This window comes from uncultured Pelagimonas sp. (assembly GCF_947498515.1).
Classification (GTDB): domain Bacteria; phylum Pseudomonadota; class Alphaproteobacteria; order Rhodobacterales; family Rhodobacteraceae; genus Pelagimonas.
This window is the reverse complement of sequence record NZ_CANMKO010000005.1, coordinates 99442-116436: the sequence shown is the minus strand read 5'-3', so window position 1 is coordinate 116436 and position 16995 is coordinate 99442. Positions and strand designations below refer to the sequence as shown.

The following is a 16995-nucleotide window of genomic DNA, read 5'->3' as shown; positions in this document are numbered from 1 at the left end:
CGGCGTCAGGTTTAGGCGTCGACCTGTTCAACCACTTCGGCAAAGGTTTTGAAGAACTTCCCAGCAAGCTTTTTGGCGGTACTTTGGATCAAACGCGACCCAAGTTGGGCCAGTTTGCCGCCGATTTCGGCCTTGGCCGCATAGGTCAAAATGGTCTGGCCATCTTCGTCGCGAAGGGTCACATCGGCCCCACCCTTGGCATGACCGGCGGCGCCGCCATTGCCCTGACCGGTTAGGGAAAACGCGCTTGGTGCTCCTGCGGTATCCAAGGTGACATCGCCGCTGAACTTTGCCTTAACAGGGCCAACCTTAAGGACAACTTTGGCCTCAAGTTCAGTTTCGGAGTGTTTGATAAGTTCTTCGCAGCCTGGAATACACTGGCGCAAGATTTCAGGGTCGTTCAGCGCAGCATAGACATCAGACATAGGAGCGTTGATGGTGATTTCGTCATTCAGTTCCAAGGGGACGTCCTTTTAACAGCAGGGAAATTTAACCGACGCCAAAAGGTCGGCCTGTTCTTTGGTGAGCGGTTTGTAGGCAAGGCGTTTGCGCAATCGGTTCAGCAGGCGTTTCATGTCGGGGACCTTTCGGTTGGGCCGCGCTGATTGCGCCGGCGTTCTTGGGTAAGCTGAGCCATGATCGACAAGGCGATTTCGTCCGGGGTCACGGCCCCAATCGACAGGCCAGCCGGGGCGTGGACACGGTCCAAGTCGGTCTGTGTTAGCCCTTCGGCCAATAGTTTTTCCGACAAGGCCGCGAATTTGCGACGACTGCCAACAAAGGCGATGAATTGACTATGCGAGGCGAGCGCCGATTTGAGGCTTGCCAGATCGTTTTTGCCTTGTGTCGCGACCACGGTCATGCGCCCAACACTGCTCGACATTTGTGGGGGAGGGGCTTCGGGCGTGCCACTCAAAACGGCCCATTGGAACTGAGCTGATAGGCGCGCCAAGGCCTGCGCCACAGGCGAGTCACCGAAGATCACCAGTTCCGGGAGAGGCAGCACCAGCTCGACAAATATGTCCATTGATCCCTTGGACGGACAGCCATTTCGGGCAAAGCGGATGCCCTCAATGTCGTCACCGGCGCTGATGCCCTTTTCATCCAACAAGTCTTGCGGCAAGAGCGACACCATCTGTGGCTGCCCTTCGTCCAACGCCCGTTTGGTCGCCTTGGCGACGGCCCCACGGACGCAGCCGCCACCGATCCAGCCTTGCAAGATCGTACCATCCATATCCAAGAGCGCCTTGGCCCCCGGTTTCGCCGCGGTCGCCCCCAGAGTTCGCAAGACCGTCGCAATGGCAAACGGTTCCCCCTTGTCCCGAAGTTGTTTGGCCAGCGCGGCAATTTCGGGGTTGGTTAAATCAGCAGGCATCATAGGCGGATCAGCTCCTTTTCAAGGGCGGCCAGATCGTCGAGGCGATTGGCGGGGCGGAACAGGTCAAGATGGGGCAGGGCGGCGGCCATTCCGCGCGCAACCGGCTCATATCCGTCCCATCCCTTGAGAGGATTGAGCCAGATAATTTTGCAGCCGCGCTTTTTGAGCCGCGCCAGCGCGTCGCCGATCATATCGGGCGTGTCGGTGTCATAGCCATCGGACAGGATCATCACGACGGTGCGGCCGTCGACAAAGCGGCGGGCATAGGTTCGGCTAAACTGATCCAGCGACGCGCCGATTTTCGACCCGCCCCCAAAGCCATCCGCCAATACAGACAAACGGCCAAGCGCACGCAGGGCATCTTTGTCCCGCAAGGCTTCGGCGATGCGAACCAGACGGGTATGAAACAGATAGGCGTCAAAAGTCTGATCTGCCCGCATCAATCCGGCAATAAAGGCCAAAAACACTTTGGCATAGGTGGTCATCGACCCGGAGACATCGCAAAGCGTAACGATTTTCAGCGGCCGATCAGGGCGTTGTTTAAGCGGCAAAGAAAGCGGTTCGCCACCCGTTGCAAGGCTCTGTCGCATGACCTTGCGAAAGTGAATTTGATCACCCTTGCGGGCTTGCTTACGACGGCGCGACCTTTGATGGCGCAAGGCGGTTCCTAGTCGCTCGGCGATCTTTTGCGCCTCGGCAATATCTTCGGGTTGCACCAAATCGCGCAGGTCTCTCTTCATCTTGGCTTGATGTAAACTGGCCTGCAAACGCCCTTGGCCATCCGCATCGGCCTCTCCTTCGCCGCCATCTGGAACGGTCGGCGTACCGCTGCCACCGGCTTCATCCTGACCGGAGGCATTGCGCGAACTGTGGATATGATCCGAGGCCGGGGACTGAGATGGGATTGTCTTTTGCGCGACGCGTCCTCCGTTTAGCCAAAAAGCATCAAATAGGTCGTCAAACCGCGCGGTGTCATCGGCGCTGCCACAGCAAATGGCGCGCAAAGCTGGGCGGGTTTGGCTTGGGTCGCTGGCCTGCACATGGCAAAGCGCCGCCAGCCCCATTTCGGTTTCCCCAACCCCAAGACGCAGACCGTTATCGCGCAAATGCGCCATAAACCCGGCCATGCGCGCCGTTGGTCCCGGATCACGTGCGGCGAATTTGGTGACACGGCTCATGCGGCTTTCCCGGCAAGGCGCTGTGCCACTTCGGTGGTGATATTGGCGCGGTCGCTTTGGGTTTTCAACAAGGTCGTCAGACAGGCTTGCAAGGCAACCGGGTCTTGGGTCAGGTCCGCAATGCCGAGGCCCGAGAGCGCCGCCGCAAAATCCAACATCTCGGCAATACCCGGTGTTTTTTCGAGGTCTTCTTTGCGCAGCGATTGCACAAAGCCAATGATTTGCCCGGCCAATTTCGTCTCTATGTCTGCGCAACGGGCCTTGAGAATGGCCAGTTCTGTGGTGCGATCCGGATAATCCACATGGGCATACAAGCACCGTCGGCGCAGCGCGTCAGACAGGTCGCGTGTGCCGTTGGCCGTCAGAACGACAATGGGGCGGCTTGTGGCGGTGATGGTGTCAAGCTCGGGCACCGTGATTTGAAACTCGGACAGGATTTCCAAAAGATAAGCCTCAAACTCCTCATCTGCCCTGTCAATTTCATCAATCAACAAAACAGGAGACTTGGCTTGCCGAATGGCCTTGAGCAAAGGCCGCTCTAGCAAAAACTCTTCTGAAAAAATCCGCGCCTCGACACTCCGGCCGGTTTCGCCGTCCTCGGCCGCCGCCCGGATCGAAAGCAATTGACGCTGATAATTCCATTCATAAATGGCCTGTGACGCATCCAATCCTTCGTAACATTGCAGGCGGATCAACTCGGTTTCCTGAACGTGGGCCAAGACCCGCGCCAGATCGGTTTTACCGACGCCAGCCGCGCCTTCGATCAACAAGGGACGCCCCAGAGCCAAAGCCAAATGAACGGCCATGGCCAAATCGTCATCGGCCACATAGCCCTGCGCCGCCAACGCCTTTTGCAACTCAAGATGTGCCACCACGACCCTCAGCTTCTTCTTTCTAAAAATATCCCGGGAGGAGTCTGCAAAGCAGACGGGGGCAGCGCCCCTGCCTTTTCGTCGGATCAGCCTAAAACCGATCCGACAAACATTTACTCATGCAGGCCCAGTTTGTTTGCGGTCTGCCAAATGCGCCAATGATCATGGGGCATATTGGTGTGACGCAATCCAAAGGCGCGGAAGGCATCCTGTACCGCATTTGAGAAACACGGCACGCCGCCCACATGCGGGCTTTCGCCCACACCTTTGGCACCAATCGGGTGATGCGGGCTTGGGGTGACGGTGTAATCGGTTTCGTAATTTGGCACTTCCCATGCGGTCGGCAAGAAGAAGTCCATCAACGTCCCGGTTTTCACATTACCGATGTCGTCATAGGCAATTTCCTGACCCAAAGCGACGGCAAGGGCTTCGGTCAAACCACCATGGATTTGCCCTTCGATGATCATCGGGTTGATCCGCGTGCCACAGTCATCCAGCGCATAAAAGCGGCGGATTTCGGGAACACCGGTGTCAACGTCAATGTCCATCACACAGACGTAGGCCCCAAAGGGATAGGTCATGTTGGGCGGATCATAATAGCTCACCGCTTCAAGCCCCGGTTCGATCCCCGGAATGGCTTGGTTATAGGCGGCGTAGGCGATTTCCTTCATCGTCTTGAACTTTTCAGGCGCGCCTTTGACAACAAAACGGTCAATGTCGAACTCGACATCATCGTCATGTACCTCAAGCAAATAGGCGGCGATCATCTGCGCCTTGGCGCGGATTTTTCGCCCGGCCATCGCCGTTGCCGCCCCAGCAACCGGGGTTGAGCGCGACCCGTAAGTGCCAAGCCCGTAGGGCGCGGTATCGGTGTCGCCTTCTTCGATGGTGATGCTGTCCGCCGAAATGCCGATTTCCGAGGCAAGGATTTGCGCAAAGGTTGTCGCATGGCCCTGACCTTGGGAAATCGTGCCCAGACGCGCAATCGCAGACCCGGTGGGGTGGATCCGGATTTCACAGCTGTCGAACATGCCCATGCCAAGGATGTCACAGTTCTTGACCGGCCCGGCGCCGACAATCTCGGTAAAGAAAGTCAGACCAATGCCCATCAGCTTGCGAGTTTCGCCGCGCTTGAACGCCTCGACCCGTTCGGCCTGTTCCTTGCGCAGGCCGTCATAATCAACGGTCTTCAACGCTTTGTCCCAAGCGGTGTGATAATCGCCCGAGTCATATTCCCAACCCAAAGCGGCGGTATATGGGAACTGCTCCTTCTTGATAAAGTTGATGCGGCGCAACTCGGCGGCATCCATGTCCAACTCAATTGCCAGAACTTCGATCATTCGTTCGATGAAATACACGGCTTCGGTCACGCGGAAGGAACAGCGATAGGAAACGCCCCCCGGTGCCTTGTTGGTGTAAACCCCATCCACGGCCAGGTAAGCGACCGGAATGTCATATGATCCGGTACAGATGTTCATGAAACCGGCGGGGAACTTGGTCGGGTCGGCGCAAGCGTCAAACCCGCCGTGATCAGCCGTCACATGGCAATGCAAGCCGGTGATCTTGCCCTCTTTGGTGGCGGAAATCTTGCCGGTCATGTGATAGTCGCGGGCAAAGGCGGTGGACATCAGATTTTCCATCCGATCCTCAACCCATTTCACCGGAACCCCGGTCACGATCGAGGCAACGATGGAACAAACATAGCCAGGATAGACCCCAACCTTGTTGCCAAAACCGCCGCCGATGTCGGGCGACACAACGCGGATGTTATGCTCTTCGATACCCGAGAGCAGCGAGGCCACGGTGCGCACCACATGCGGCGCTTGGAACGTGCCCCATAGGGTCAACTTGCCGTTGACCTTGTCCATCGACGCCACACTGCCACAGGTTTCAAGCGGGCAGGGGTGGGTACGGTGGTAATACATGGTCTCTTCGGCAACGACTTCGGCATTGTCGAGCACCTGATTGGTCCCGGCTTCGTCGCCTTGTTCCCATGTGAAGATATGGTTGTGATGTTTACGCGGGCCATGGGCCCCTTCGGTTTGACCATCAAGATCAGGGCGCAAAACCACATCGGATTTCAACGATTCAAACGGATCGGTGATTACCGGCAGTTCTTCGTATTCCACCTCAACAAGCTCAACCGCATCGGCAGCGATATATCGATCCGAGGCGACGACAAAGGCGACCTCTTGGCCTTGGAAAAGCACCTTGCCATCTGCCAAAACCATCTGTTTGTCACCGGCAAGGGTGGGCATCCAATGTAGGTTCAGCGGCGCGAGATCTTCGGCGGTCAGAACCGCCACAACACCGGGAAGCGCAAGAGCGGCCTCTTTGTTGACGGAGACAACTTTGGCGTGGGCATAGGGCGAGCGCACGAAATCGCCGTGCAGCATACCGGGCAGCTTGATGTCATCGACATAGTTGCCTTTACCTTGGGTGAAACGCGCATCTTCAACGCGTTTACGAGAACATCCCATGCCTTTGAGGTTGGCAGAGCGTTCTTCGCGATCTGGGGTCATATCGTTCATTCCGCTGCCTCTTTGGCTGAGTTAATCTCGCTTGCCGCAGCAAGGATGGATTTGACGATGTTCTGATACCCGGTACAGCGGCAGATATTGCCCGCCATGCCAAAGCGAACGTCTTCTTCGCTCGGGCTTGGGTTTTCTTCCAAAAGCTTGGTAGCACGGGTGATCATGCCGGGTGTGCAGAACCCGCACTGAAGTCCGTGATGTTCCTTAAAGCTTTCTTGCAAAACATGCAGCGCATCCGGTGCGCCGATGCCTTCGATGGTTGTGATCTCGGCGCCATTGGCTTGGGCTACAAACATGGTGCAGGATTTCACCGATTTGCCGTTCAACGTGACCGTACAGGCCCCACAATGGGAGGTGTCGCAGCCCACATGCGGGCCGGTGATGTCGAGCTTTTCGCGCAAGGCGTAGATCAGCAATTCGCGCGGTTCGGCGAGGAACTCTTTTGGCTCGCCATTGACCGTTAGTTTGATGTGCATTTTATCAGACATGGTGTTCCCCCCTTATGCCCGTGACGTTGTTCGAGACCAGGCGCGCGTGATTGCACGGGTTAGAATGACCCCCGCAACATGGCGCTTGAACGCGACCGGGCCGCGGTTGTCTTCGGATGGATCGATATCGCCCAGCATGGCGGCAACGGCGGCTTTGACCGCGTCGGCATCACAGCTGGTGCCGATCAAGGCCTTGGCGGCATCATCCGACCACACAGGAACATCGCTTAGGTTTGTCATCGCAATCGAAGCCGAGGCAACAATGCCACCCGAATTGGCAATCTGAACCGCCGCGGCGGCGGTCGCATAATCGCCAATCTTGCGTTTTTGCTTTTCATAGGCGTGGCCACCACTCGGCGTGTCGAAAGAAACCGAAACCAAAACCTCATCATCTTCGCGGGCGGTCATGTAGGCCGACTCGTAGTAATCACGCGCGGCGACAGAACGGGCACCATCCGGGCCGATCAAATTGATGGTCGCATCTAGACACTGCATCAGGCCGGGCATATCGTTGCCGGGGTCGCCATTTGCGACATTGCCACCAACTGTCCCCATATAGCGCACTTGTGGATCGGCGATTTGTAACGCTGTTTCCTGCAGGATCGGCGCCGCAGCAGTAAGGCCATCATGGGCAATCAAATCATGCTGGGTGACCATCGCGCCAAGGGTGATGCGATTGCCCTCAATTGTGATATCCGAGAGCCCATCAATCGCCTGAAGGTCGATCAAATGCGGCACGTCGGCCATGCGTAGTTTCATCATTGGAATGAGGCTGTGCCCGCCTGCCATCACCCGCGCGTCGTCACCGTGTTCTTGTAGAATGGCGATAACGTCGTCCATGGTTTCGGGCCGATAATAATCGAACGCCGCTGGTATCATTGCTTGTCCTCCCCGACATGCAGTTCATCTGGCTACGAGGAGGACGGTGCGTTTGAGAGGTCGTCAGACGCACTTGAATTTCAGTGAAAAGAGCGGGTTTCTGCACGAAATGCGACCATAGCTGCACGAGTTGCGCGCAGGCTAGACACCCAATGCGGTCCGCACCGCCTTGAGTTGAGACCGGCTCACCGGGACCTTGGTCAGATGTTCGGTTTCGAAATGACACACGCCGTTGTCCTTGAACCGTTCAAATCCGGAGACATGCGCCGGGTTGATCAGAAAGCTGCGATGGGTGCGTAGGAACGGCCCTTGCGCCAACCGTTTGGCGGCTTCGGAAATCGGCCAGACGCAAAACAGTTTGTCATCGGCGGTGTAGAGGTACGTATAATGTCCCTCGGCCCGAATGGCGGCAACGGCGTTGGTATCGATGAACAATGTCCGACCTTCTTGTTCATACGGGATTTGCAGGACGGGGTGGTGCGCTTCAGGTGTCGGTTCTGGCTCGGGCGAAGACACAGGCGCGGGTGGGTCAACCGGCGCATCGGACGGGGCAAGAAACGTAACACCGGTAAGCAAAAACGCCCCGCACAACACAAAGCTCGACAAAACCACGCCAATCGCCATGACCTCGTTGCTGATCAAAGGGCCGACATCACTTAGCACATCAATGGCAACAAAATCGGTGCCACCCATGGCGACGAAATGGACCGCAAAGACCGCAAACCCAAAAAATAGCGTGCCAAAGATGATATTGCGTTGGGAGCGTTTGCCGTAAGCGATGGCAAAGGCGGCGATGTTCAACGCACAAGACGATACAACCGCAAGGGCAATGCCCGCCGGTGTGTAGAGCGGTTGGCACAGCTCCATCGCGGACATGCCGAGATAGTGCATGGCCAAAACGCCCAAGCCCACAATCATCCCAGCCAGAACAAGGGTGCCACGGGTGCGGTCCCAAAAGTGCAGGATCAAAAGCGCACAGCCCACCACCAGAATCGCAACAAGTGCCGAGGTCAGCGTAACCGCCGCGTCATAGTAAAACTGGATCGGCAATTGCAGGCCGAGCATGGCCACAAAGTGCATAGACCAAATTCCACCCCCAAGCGCGATTGAGGCCAACACAATAAGGATTTTGCGTTGCGCAACTGGGCGGTCTGAGAGACCTTTGGTCAGTGACAATCCGGTAAACCCGGCCATCAACGCCACCAAAAGCGAGGCGAAAACCAGTATCGGGCTATGAGAGACATCGAGGACCTGCATAGGCGACCTCTACCTTAACTCATGACTTTGCTGCAAGTTTTCTACTGTAGGTTTGTTTAGCGATAACGGGTTCCCATTGGTTATATGCGGGAACCCGGTTGTGGTTTAGCTGCGAACCCGGCTCATGTCCGGGTCATATTGGCCCTTAGGAACAACTTGCGCCGCCACGATTTGCCCCAACATATCAATATGAAGGTCGGTTCCGATCTCGGCCAGATCAGGATCAACAAAGGCATAGGCTAGGTTGGTCTGTGTCCTATGTCCAAAGTCGCCAGAGGTCACCGTGCCAACAATCCTGTCGCCGCGCATGACCGAGGCTCCGCCATGGGCCGGCGTGTCGTCGCTATCAACACGTAGGGTGGCAAGGCGTTTGCGCGGGCCGTCTGATTGCCGCGCGGCAAGGGCCTCTTTGCCAATGAAATCAGGTTTATCCATGGTCACAAACCGGCTCAGATCAGTTTCGAACGGGTCAAATTCGGTGAGGATATCGGCCTTCCAATGCAGATACCCCTTTTCCATCCGCATCGAGTCAACCGCAAGCCCGCCAAAGAGCTTCAGCCCATAGGCTTTACCCGCCGCGCGCAGGGAAAGATATGCGGAATAGAGCGACGCATTGGGGATGTGGATTTCATAGGCCAATTCACCCGAAAAGCTCACCGTCATCACCGTCGCGGGCGCAATCCCGATGAAACATTCCCGCACAGACAGCCAAGGGAAACCTTTGGCAGACCAATCCTCGCGGCTGACCTGTTGCATGACATCGCGGGCCTTTGGACCGGCTAGAACCAAAATAGTTTGATCATTGGTGAGCGAACGGATTTGCACATCTTCCTCGGGGTTGAGATGCGCTTGCAACCAATCCATATCATGGAGCTCGGCCGCCGCAGCAGACCCGTACCAAATCCGATCCGGTCCCCGATCTGAGGCGGGAATATTGGCCAAAGTCGCCTCGGTTTTGACCATGCCGTGGTGATTGAGCAGATAGGTCAGACCAACCCGCCCGGGCTTGCGCGGCAAACGACCACAAATCATTCGATCAAGAAAGGCAGGGGCATCAGCTCCGGTTAGCTCAAACCGATTGAACCCGTTGACCTCGCAGAGACCCACGGCGTTTTGCACAGCGTCGACTTCGGCGGCAACATGGGGATGGCTTTCGTCAAAGCGAAAACTGTGGGTGACGCGGAAATCATCCGACGGTTTGAAAAACTCAGCCCGTTCCCAGCCATTGACCACCGTGAATTCGGCCCCTTCGGCGGCCAAAACCGGGGTAAGCGGCGTGGTCTTCGCCATGCGCCCGGCGGGGCGGTGTTCATTAGGGAAATGAAAACGGAACTCGTTTTGGTAATCCTCGATCGCCTTAAGCGCCGTCAATTCCACATTGGTGTGACCCGCAAACCGGCGCGGATCAATGCACCAAGTGTCATAGCAGGCCTCACCATGGACAATCTGTTGCGCCAGCATCCAGCCATGCCCGCCGCCTTCACCCAAGCCAGCGCGCAGCCCGATGATGCAAAAAGCATTGCGTTTGCCGGGGATGGGGCCAACAAGCGGGGCACCATCAATCGTATAGGTGATCGGCCCGTTGACAATGGTGGTAATGCCAACCTCGGTTAGGGCGGGCATACGTTCAAATGCGCCCTCCAACACGTCGGTGATCCGATCAAGATCGTCGGGGCACAGGGCGTTGACGAAATGCGGGTCGATCCCGTCCATTCCCCATGTTTTGCAATCCTGTTCGTAGAACCCAACCAACAAGCCATTCTTTTCCTGACGGCTGTAATAGTCACTAATCGGACAACGCAAAAGCGGCATCCGGTGGCCCGCATCCCGAATGGCCGGGATGTCTTCGGTGACAAAGTATTGATGCTCCATCGACATGACTGGGTGATGCACGCCCATCATGGCGCCAACCTCGTTGACCCGGTACCCACAGGCGTTCACGACAACCTCACAGCGGATGTCGCCCTGGTCGGTATGCACGGTCCAACTGTCGTCTTTGTGCTGTGTGAGGCCAGTCACCGGGGTGTTGCGATAGACCTCGGCCCCGGCTTTGCGCGCGCGTCGGGCCAAGGCCTGACAAAGGCTCGCGGGGTCAATGTCGCCGTCATTGCCATCCCACAACCCGCCAAGCAGGTTGTCGGTTGAAATCAGCGGATGGCGACGGGCACATTCGGCGGCGTCGATGACTTCGAACTCAACACCCATACCCCGCGCCATCGATGCAAAGTGCCGATAGCCCTCCATCTGTGCCTCGGTGTTGGCAAGCCGGATGCCGCCGTCACCATGATTATAGCTCACCGGATAGTCGGGGTCGTCACGAAGCTCTTTGTAAAGATTGATGGAATGGGTTTTCAGACCAACCATTGTCTGGTTCATGCCGAAATTGGTCACCTGAGCCGCAGAATGCCATGTGGTGCCTGAGGTCAGCTCATTGCGTTCCAAGAGAACGACGTCGCTCCAGCCTTCTTGGGTCAGGTGGTACAGGGTCGAACACCCGGCAATGCCACCGCCGATAACAACAACCTTGGTCTGCGATTTCATGATCACCCCTTTCGCGTTTGAAAACACCAGAGCGAAACTAGAGTGGCCCCGTCAACAACAACCCACTTTTCCTAAAAATCTGGAAAGGCAGGACGGAAAATTCGGAAATGGTACGGTAGGATTGCGGGAACCGCGCAAGCAGGTTCTCCTAAACTTATGTAACATGCGAGGGTTCATGACCGCACCGCCCCCCAAGACCCGGCGCGCCGGGAGACAAGCACGGCTGCAAGCCCGCGCTGCACCGCCAAAGGTTAATCCAGCCGCGCCGGGACAGATCGGCGGGGCCTATGCGCCATTAAAACCCACAGAAATGCAGGCGATCTTTGACACAGCGTTGCGGTTGTTGGCAGAGCTGGGCATGGGCGAAGTTCCAGAGCGTTTGGCGCAAGACTTGCTAAAAGCAGGTGCGCAGGATCTGGGAAATGCTCGGATCGGATTGCCCGAGACAATGGTGCAAGAGGTCATCAGCACATCGGCCAAGGAGTTCACCCTATTTGGGCGTGATCCGGCGCGCGACATCCATGTTGGCGGCGACCGTGTATATTTCGGTACCGGCGGAGCCGCCGTGACCACCCTCGATATAGACACGGGGCGTTATCGTCCCTCAACCTTGCAGGATCTACATAATTTCACCCGGCTTCAGGATACCTTGGACAATGTCGCGTGGTTTACGCGCTGTTGCATTGCCACGGATGTGCCGGACATGTTCGATCTTGACGTCAACACCGCCTACGCTTTGCTGCGCAACACCACAAAACCCGTCGCCACCGCCTTTACTGTCGCCGAGCATGTCGATCCGATTGTCCGGATGTTTGATATCGCCGCAGGCGGGGAAGGTGGGTTTGCCAAGCGACCATTTTGCAAGGCACATATCAGCCCGGTGATCTCACCCATGCGGTTTGGCGAGGACGCCGTTGAGGTGGTCTATAAATGTATCGAACACAATATCCCGATGTCTTGCATCACAGCGGCGCAGGCCGGTGCAACGGCGCCTGCCACACTGGCCGGGTTCTTGGCTCAATCCTTGGCCGAGACGCTAGCCAGTTTGGTGATGGTCAATGTGATCGCACCGGGCTTTCCGATGGTCTTTTCCAATTGGCCGTTGGTGATTGACCTGCGCAGCGGGGCCTTTGCCGGGGGCGGCGGAGAAACCACCGTTCTGAATGCGGCCTCGGCGCAATTGTCGAACTGGCTCGGCCTACCGTCTGGCGTGGCCTGTTCTATGACCGATGCCAAGGCGATTGATGCGCAATACGGTGTTGAAAAAGGCATGACCAGCCTTGCCGCAGCCCTCGCCGGAGGCAATCTGATCTATGAAAGTTCGGGCATGACGGCCTCGCTTTTGGGAGCGAGTTTTGAGGCCTTTATTCTTGATGATGACATGCACGCCATGACCTACCGCGCCTTGCGCGGGATCGAGGTAAGCGAAGATACGCTGGGGTATGAAACCATCTGCGCCTCGGTTCTGGGCGAAGGGCATTTTCTCGGAGCTGATGCGACCTATCAGGCGATGGAGCGGGATTATCACTATCCAAAACTTGCCGACCGCGACCAACCCAAAACATGGGAGGACGGCGGGGCAAAGGATGCGTGGACCCGCGCCAAAACCCGCGCCCGCACCATCCTAGAAAACCATCATCCCAATTATTTAACTCCGCAACAGGACAAAGACATCCGGGCGGCGTTCAATATTATTGGTTAAACATCAATCTGTTATCAGCCGGTAGCTTTCCCGGAGCCAAGGGTAGGCCGCGTGCGTCGGACCAACGCTATGCGTCGAAAGCTGGCTTCGCAGTGCCATGAGAATGGTTTGGGCAAGATCGCTCATATCCGGGCCGCCGACAAACATCGAAATCCGACGAGCAAAACCTTTGCGCGGGAAAGGCAAGAGTTTGATCTGAGTATGAAACCTTTGACCGCGGGCATAGTTGCTTGGCGTGGTAATCGCCCAGCCGCTGTTTTGCGCCACAAGCGCCATGATTGACGACGTGCTATCCAACTCATGGGTATTGTCGAGCTTGATCCGCAACCGCGACAATTGCGCTTCGATCATGCTTCCCATGATCTGGCTGGACATATAACGCAGAAAGGGCAGGCCGCTTTGCCCTTGCACAAACTCTTCGGCGCTATGCGTGCTATGCGCTGGCACGGCCAAGACAAAAGGATCCCGCAAAAGCGGCGTTTCGATTAGATTGGCCATAGGGGTTTGCGGCTGGGTCGCAATGCCGATGTCGACATCCCGATTGCGCAACAGATCAAGAATTTCGTGACTCATCCGCGTGTAATGGGTGAACCGGCAATTGGGCAGGGCGCTTGCCAAAAGGCGGGTGATTTCCGGGCCAATATCGCTTTCAAAATCTTCGATCATCGCAAAACGCAGGCTATGCAAGTGATGCGGCGATTTTCCAGACACGTCACTTCGCGCCTGATCAAGCAATGACAGAACCTCATCGACATAGCGTAGGTAAATGGCACCCTGCGCGGTTAACTGCATGGGACGGCAGGAATGATCAAACAAAGCGGTTCCTAGATGCTTTTCCAAACACTGCAGGTGATGTGACACCGTACTGTCCGATTGCCGCGTTTGCGTCGCCGCCAATTGAACCGAACCGGATTGCGCCAGCGTGCGAAAGGTTGTGAACCATTTGAGAGAAGGGATTGTGTCGGCCATAGGGGTATTTAGACGCTGAAACCCGATCAAAAAACAGTCAAATTCGTATTGGACCCCGCGCAATCAACAACATGGATTGCGCGGGTTGTGGATTATACTTTTTCAGGCTCAGCAGTTGCAAATTGACCAACCCATTTACGCACACTGAACATATCGAAATAGATCGACATGAGCGACGGGAACACCAGCAACACCAATAGCATAGAGGCCAAGAGCCCAAACGCCACCGAGGCAACCATCGGCACCATGGTTTGCACCTGCGGGCTTTTATCAAGGATCAAAGGCACCAATCCGGCAAAGGTGGTCGACGTGGACAACAAGATCGGGCGGAACCGCGCACGCACCGCATCCAAAGAGGCACCGATATAATCATCGCCTTTCAAATGGGTTTGGAAGAAGGTCAGGAACAAAATGGCGTTGTTCACAACAATACCAGCCAAAGACGCGAAGCCGATCAAGCTTGGCATCGACATATCTATCCCAAGCGCCCAATGACCCAAAATCGTACCGATCAGGGCAAAGGGGATCGAGAGCATCACCACCACCGGCAGCGTGTAGGACCGGAATTGAAATGCCAGAACCATATAGACCCCAACAAGCCCCAACAGCAAAAGTGAGCCAAGCGAGGCCTGTGATTCATTTTGTTCCTGTGTGGCCCCGCTGATGCCTACTGTGACACCCGGATAGTTCAAGGCCAGCTGCGGTGCGATGTCATTTGTCACCACGGCGGAAATCTGGGCCGAAGTCACAACGGCATTGTCGATCTGACCCCGAATACGTGCCAACGCCTGACCATTCTTGCGGGTAATGGTCGGATAGCCACCGGTCAGCGTCATATCCGAAACCGATGCTAGCGCGACCTGTTTGCCGGTGCCAACGGTAATCGGAAACAGCTCGATTTCCGTCAGGCTCGCAACCGCATCATCCAGCTTCACACGCACCGCCATGTTAGATTGAGCCGAGCGGAAACTATCGGTTTCGGCCCCTTCAAAGGCGCTGCGAATTTGACTGGCCAATCGCTGAGGAGTCAGGCCGATCGAATAGCCATACTCATTAAGGGTCAGCTGAACCTCTTGGCGCCCGCCATAGAAATCTTGTGACGCCTCAACCACATCGGGCCGCGACAACAACGCCGCTAACATCGCATTGGACGCGGATTCCAATTCAGCCAAATCATAGCCGGTTAGTTCGACGTCCAAATCATAGCCGCCCGGGCCCATTTCGGATTGGGTATAGGACGATTGGATAAGGTCAGGCACCGGCCCCGCTGCCTTGCGCCATGCCTCAAGCACCGTATCGGCGCTCACGTTTCGTTTGGAGCTTTCCAATAGGTCCACGGTGATTGTCGCGGTGTTAGAGCCGTTGTCGTAAACATCACTATTCACCGCGTATTGCACCAAAGCCCGTTCCACCAACGGGGCCTGATCAACAGTATTCTTGCTATATTCCGCATCGACAATCGCCAGACCAGCCAACATTTGGTCGACTGTTTCAATGGTGCGGTCACGCGAAATGCCGGATGTCAGGGAAAAGCGTGCGGTGACGGTGTCGCCTTCGGTCGCCGGGAAGCCAATCAATTTGACGGTGCCTGATGCCATCAGCCCGATGGACAAAATCAACACCGCCACAACCGAGCCAACGGTCAAATACCGCACGGCCACCAACCGGGTGGCGATTGGTATGACAACGCTCTCCTTGAACCGCTCCATCCAACGCACCGCAAAACGATTGTCGTGATCTTCGACCGACCCACCCGAATGGCTCAGGTGATGGGGGAGGATCAAAAACCCTTCGATCAGAGAGAGCGCCAAGGTGATCAAAAGCACAAACGGGATGTATTTAAGAACCTGACCCATTTGCCCGGTCAAAAACATCAATGGCCCAAACACGCTTGCCGTTGTCAAAAAGGACGACACAACACCTGGCATGACCTCGGCCGTGCCGCGGGCTGCGGCCTCGATCGGGCCAACCCGGTGGCGCCATTTATCGATGTTTTCGGCGATGACAATGCTGTCATCCATGATCAAACCCACCGCCATCAACAAGGCAACAAGGGTGATCATGTTAATGGTGATGCCAAGCACACTCATCATGAAAAGGGTGCCTAGAAACGACACCGGAAGCGCCGCGGAAATCCACAAAGCTTCGCGCAGAGAAAAGAACAACCACATGGTCGCAAAGACCAAAACCAAGCCAATCCCGATGTTTGCAAGGATCAGCTGAAGCCGCTCCTCAACCACTTCGGTCATATTGCTGGTTACCTCAAGATTGAAGGGTTCCGGGTAGGCGGCGCGTTCGGCGTCCAAGACCTCACTGATCGCTTCAAACACTCGAATGCTATCGGCGTCTTTGGACTTGGAAATTGAGACAATTGCCGCTTGATTGCCGTTGATAAAGGCTTCGACGTTCTCATCGGTGTCTTGCATAATGACGTCGGCTAAATCGCGCAACCGTACAAACCCGCCGGCCTCGTCTTCCAGAATGATCAGGTCCTGTAACTCGGCAATCGACCGTCGGGTGTCGGCATAGCGCAGCACCACGCTTTTGTCGGCGAGATCAGCGGTGCCAAGCGGTTGTGCCAGACTACGGGCCTGAATGGCGTCGATGATTTCGCTGGCGGACAATCCGAACCGGTGCAAAGCGGCCTGATCGAAAACGACCTGCAATTCGCGGTCCGTGATCCCGGATACATTGGTCTCAGCCACCCCATTTAGGGCCAGCAACCGATCCGCCAGTTGGTCACTATATTCGCCAAGCCCCTGTTTGCCGGTGATGCCAGACACCGCAACCAATGCCACCATGTCGGTTCTGGCTTGGATCTCGACAATGGGTGTTTCCGCATCCACCGGAAGGTCATTTACCCCCGACACCGCCGAAAACACGTCATTGAAGAACTGAATGATATCTTCGCCTTCGGCCAGTTCCGCGGTGACCGAAGCCCGACCGTCCATGGACAAACAGGTTTGTTCTTCGAGGTTGGCAATCCCGGTCAGCGCATCTTCGAGTGGGGTGCAAATATCTTCATCGACATCGCGGGCCGACGCCCCCGGATAGACAACCGTTACACCCACCTTCGAGGCGGTGAACTCGGGGAAAGTTTCGCGTTCAATTGAATTGATAACAACCGCGCCAAGGATACAAATGATTACCATCAGCAGGTTCGCAGCCACAGGGTGGCGGACAAAATAATTGATCAT

General features: G+C 56.2%; 12 protein-coding genes. 1 reads left to right on the top strand and 11 read right to left on the bottom strand.

Annotated features, from left to right (window positions below; translation table 11 throughout):
- Nucleotides 1-11 precede the first annotated feature (11 nt).
- The 9 genes from Q1A43_RS10960 to Q1A43_RS10920 all read right to left on the bottom strand — a co-directional run bounded on the left by Q1A43_RS10960 (nucleotide 12) and on the right by Q1A43_RS10920 (nucleotide 11127).
- Nucleotides 12-461 carry a CoxG family protein gene (locus Q1A43_RS10960; protein WP_299935034.1) on the bottom strand — a complete coding sequence of 150 codons (450 nt, stop codon included), beginning with the start codon at nucleotides 459-461 and terminating at the stop codon, nucleotides 12-14.
- 110 nt (nucleotides 462-571) lie between these two features.
- Entirely contained in the window at nucleotides 572-1378 is an 807-nt protein-coding gene (locus Q1A43_RS10955) for an XdhC family protein (RefSeq protein WP_299935031.1), read from the bottom strand.
- Nucleotides 1375-2556: a VWA domain-containing protein gene (locus Q1A43_RS10950; RefSeq protein ID WP_299935028.1), complete on the bottom strand. Its 1182-nt coding sequence runs from the start codon at nucleotides 2554-2556 to the stop codon at nucleotides 1375-1377. Before Q1A43_RS10950 ends, Q1A43_RS10955 begins: the two co-directional genes overlap by 4 nt.
- Entirely contained in the window at nucleotides 2553-3428 is an 876-nt protein-coding gene (locus Q1A43_RS10945; protein ID WP_299935024.1) for a MoxR family ATPase, read from the bottom strand. Before Q1A43_RS10945 ends, Q1A43_RS10950 begins: the two co-directional genes overlap by 4 nt.
- 113 nt (nucleotides 3429-3541) lie before the next feature.
- The gene (locus Q1A43_RS10940; RefSeq protein WP_299935022.1) at nucleotides 3542-5959 is read right to left on the bottom strand and encodes an aerobic carbon-monoxide dehydrogenase large subunit; all 2418 of its coding nucleotides are present in this window, start codon (nucleotides 5957-5959) and stop codon (nucleotides 3542-3544) included.
- Entirely contained in the window at nucleotides 5956-6450 is a 495-nt protein-coding gene (locus tag Q1A43_RS10935) for a (2Fe-2S)-binding protein (protein ID WP_299935020.1), read from the bottom strand. Before Q1A43_RS10935 ends, Q1A43_RS10940 begins: the two co-directional genes overlap by 4 nt.
- A gap of 12 nt (nucleotides 6451-6462) precedes the next feature.
- Nucleotides 6463-7329 (bottom strand): xanthine dehydrogenase family protein subunit M, encoded by an 867-nt coding sequence (locus Q1A43_RS10930; protein ID WP_299935018.1) that lies wholly within the window; start codon nucleotides 7327-7329, stop codon nucleotides 6463-6465.
- 141 nt (nucleotides 7330-7470) lie between these two features.
- A complete protein-coding gene (locus Q1A43_RS10925) occupies nucleotides 7471-8586 on the bottom strand; it encodes an MHYT domain-containing protein (protein ID WP_299935015.1) in 1116 nt (371 codons plus the stop codon).
- Between the two features lie 105 nt (nucleotides 8587-8691).
- Complete coding sequence (locus Q1A43_RS10920) at nucleotides 8692-11127, bottom strand: FAD-dependent oxidoreductase (protein WP_299935012.1); 2436 nt, start codon at nucleotides 11125-11127, stop codon at nucleotides 8692-8694.
- Between the two features lie 175 nt (nucleotides 11128-11302).
- Here Q1A43_RS10920 and Q1A43_RS10915 point away from each other — a divergent pair, with 175 nt between their 5' ends.
- A complete protein-coding gene (locus Q1A43_RS10915) occupies nucleotides 11303-12829 on the top strand; it encodes a trimethylamine methyltransferase family protein (RefSeq protein ID WP_299935009.1) in 1527 nt (508 codons plus the stop codon).
- A 3-nt stretch (nucleotides 12830-12832) separates the two neighbouring features.
- Here the strand turns inward: Q1A43_RS10915 and Q1A43_RS10910 are convergent, their stop codons facing one another.
- A complete protein-coding gene (locus tag Q1A43_RS10910; RefSeq protein ID WP_299935006.1) occupies nucleotides 12833-13798 on the bottom strand; it encodes a LysR family transcriptional regulator in 966 nt (321 codons plus the stop codon).
- A gap of 92 nt (nucleotides 13799-13890) precedes the next feature.
- A complete protein-coding gene (locus Q1A43_RS10905; protein ID WP_299935003.1) occupies nucleotides 13891-16995 on the bottom strand; it encodes an efflux RND transporter permease subunit in 3105 nt (1034 codons plus the stop codon).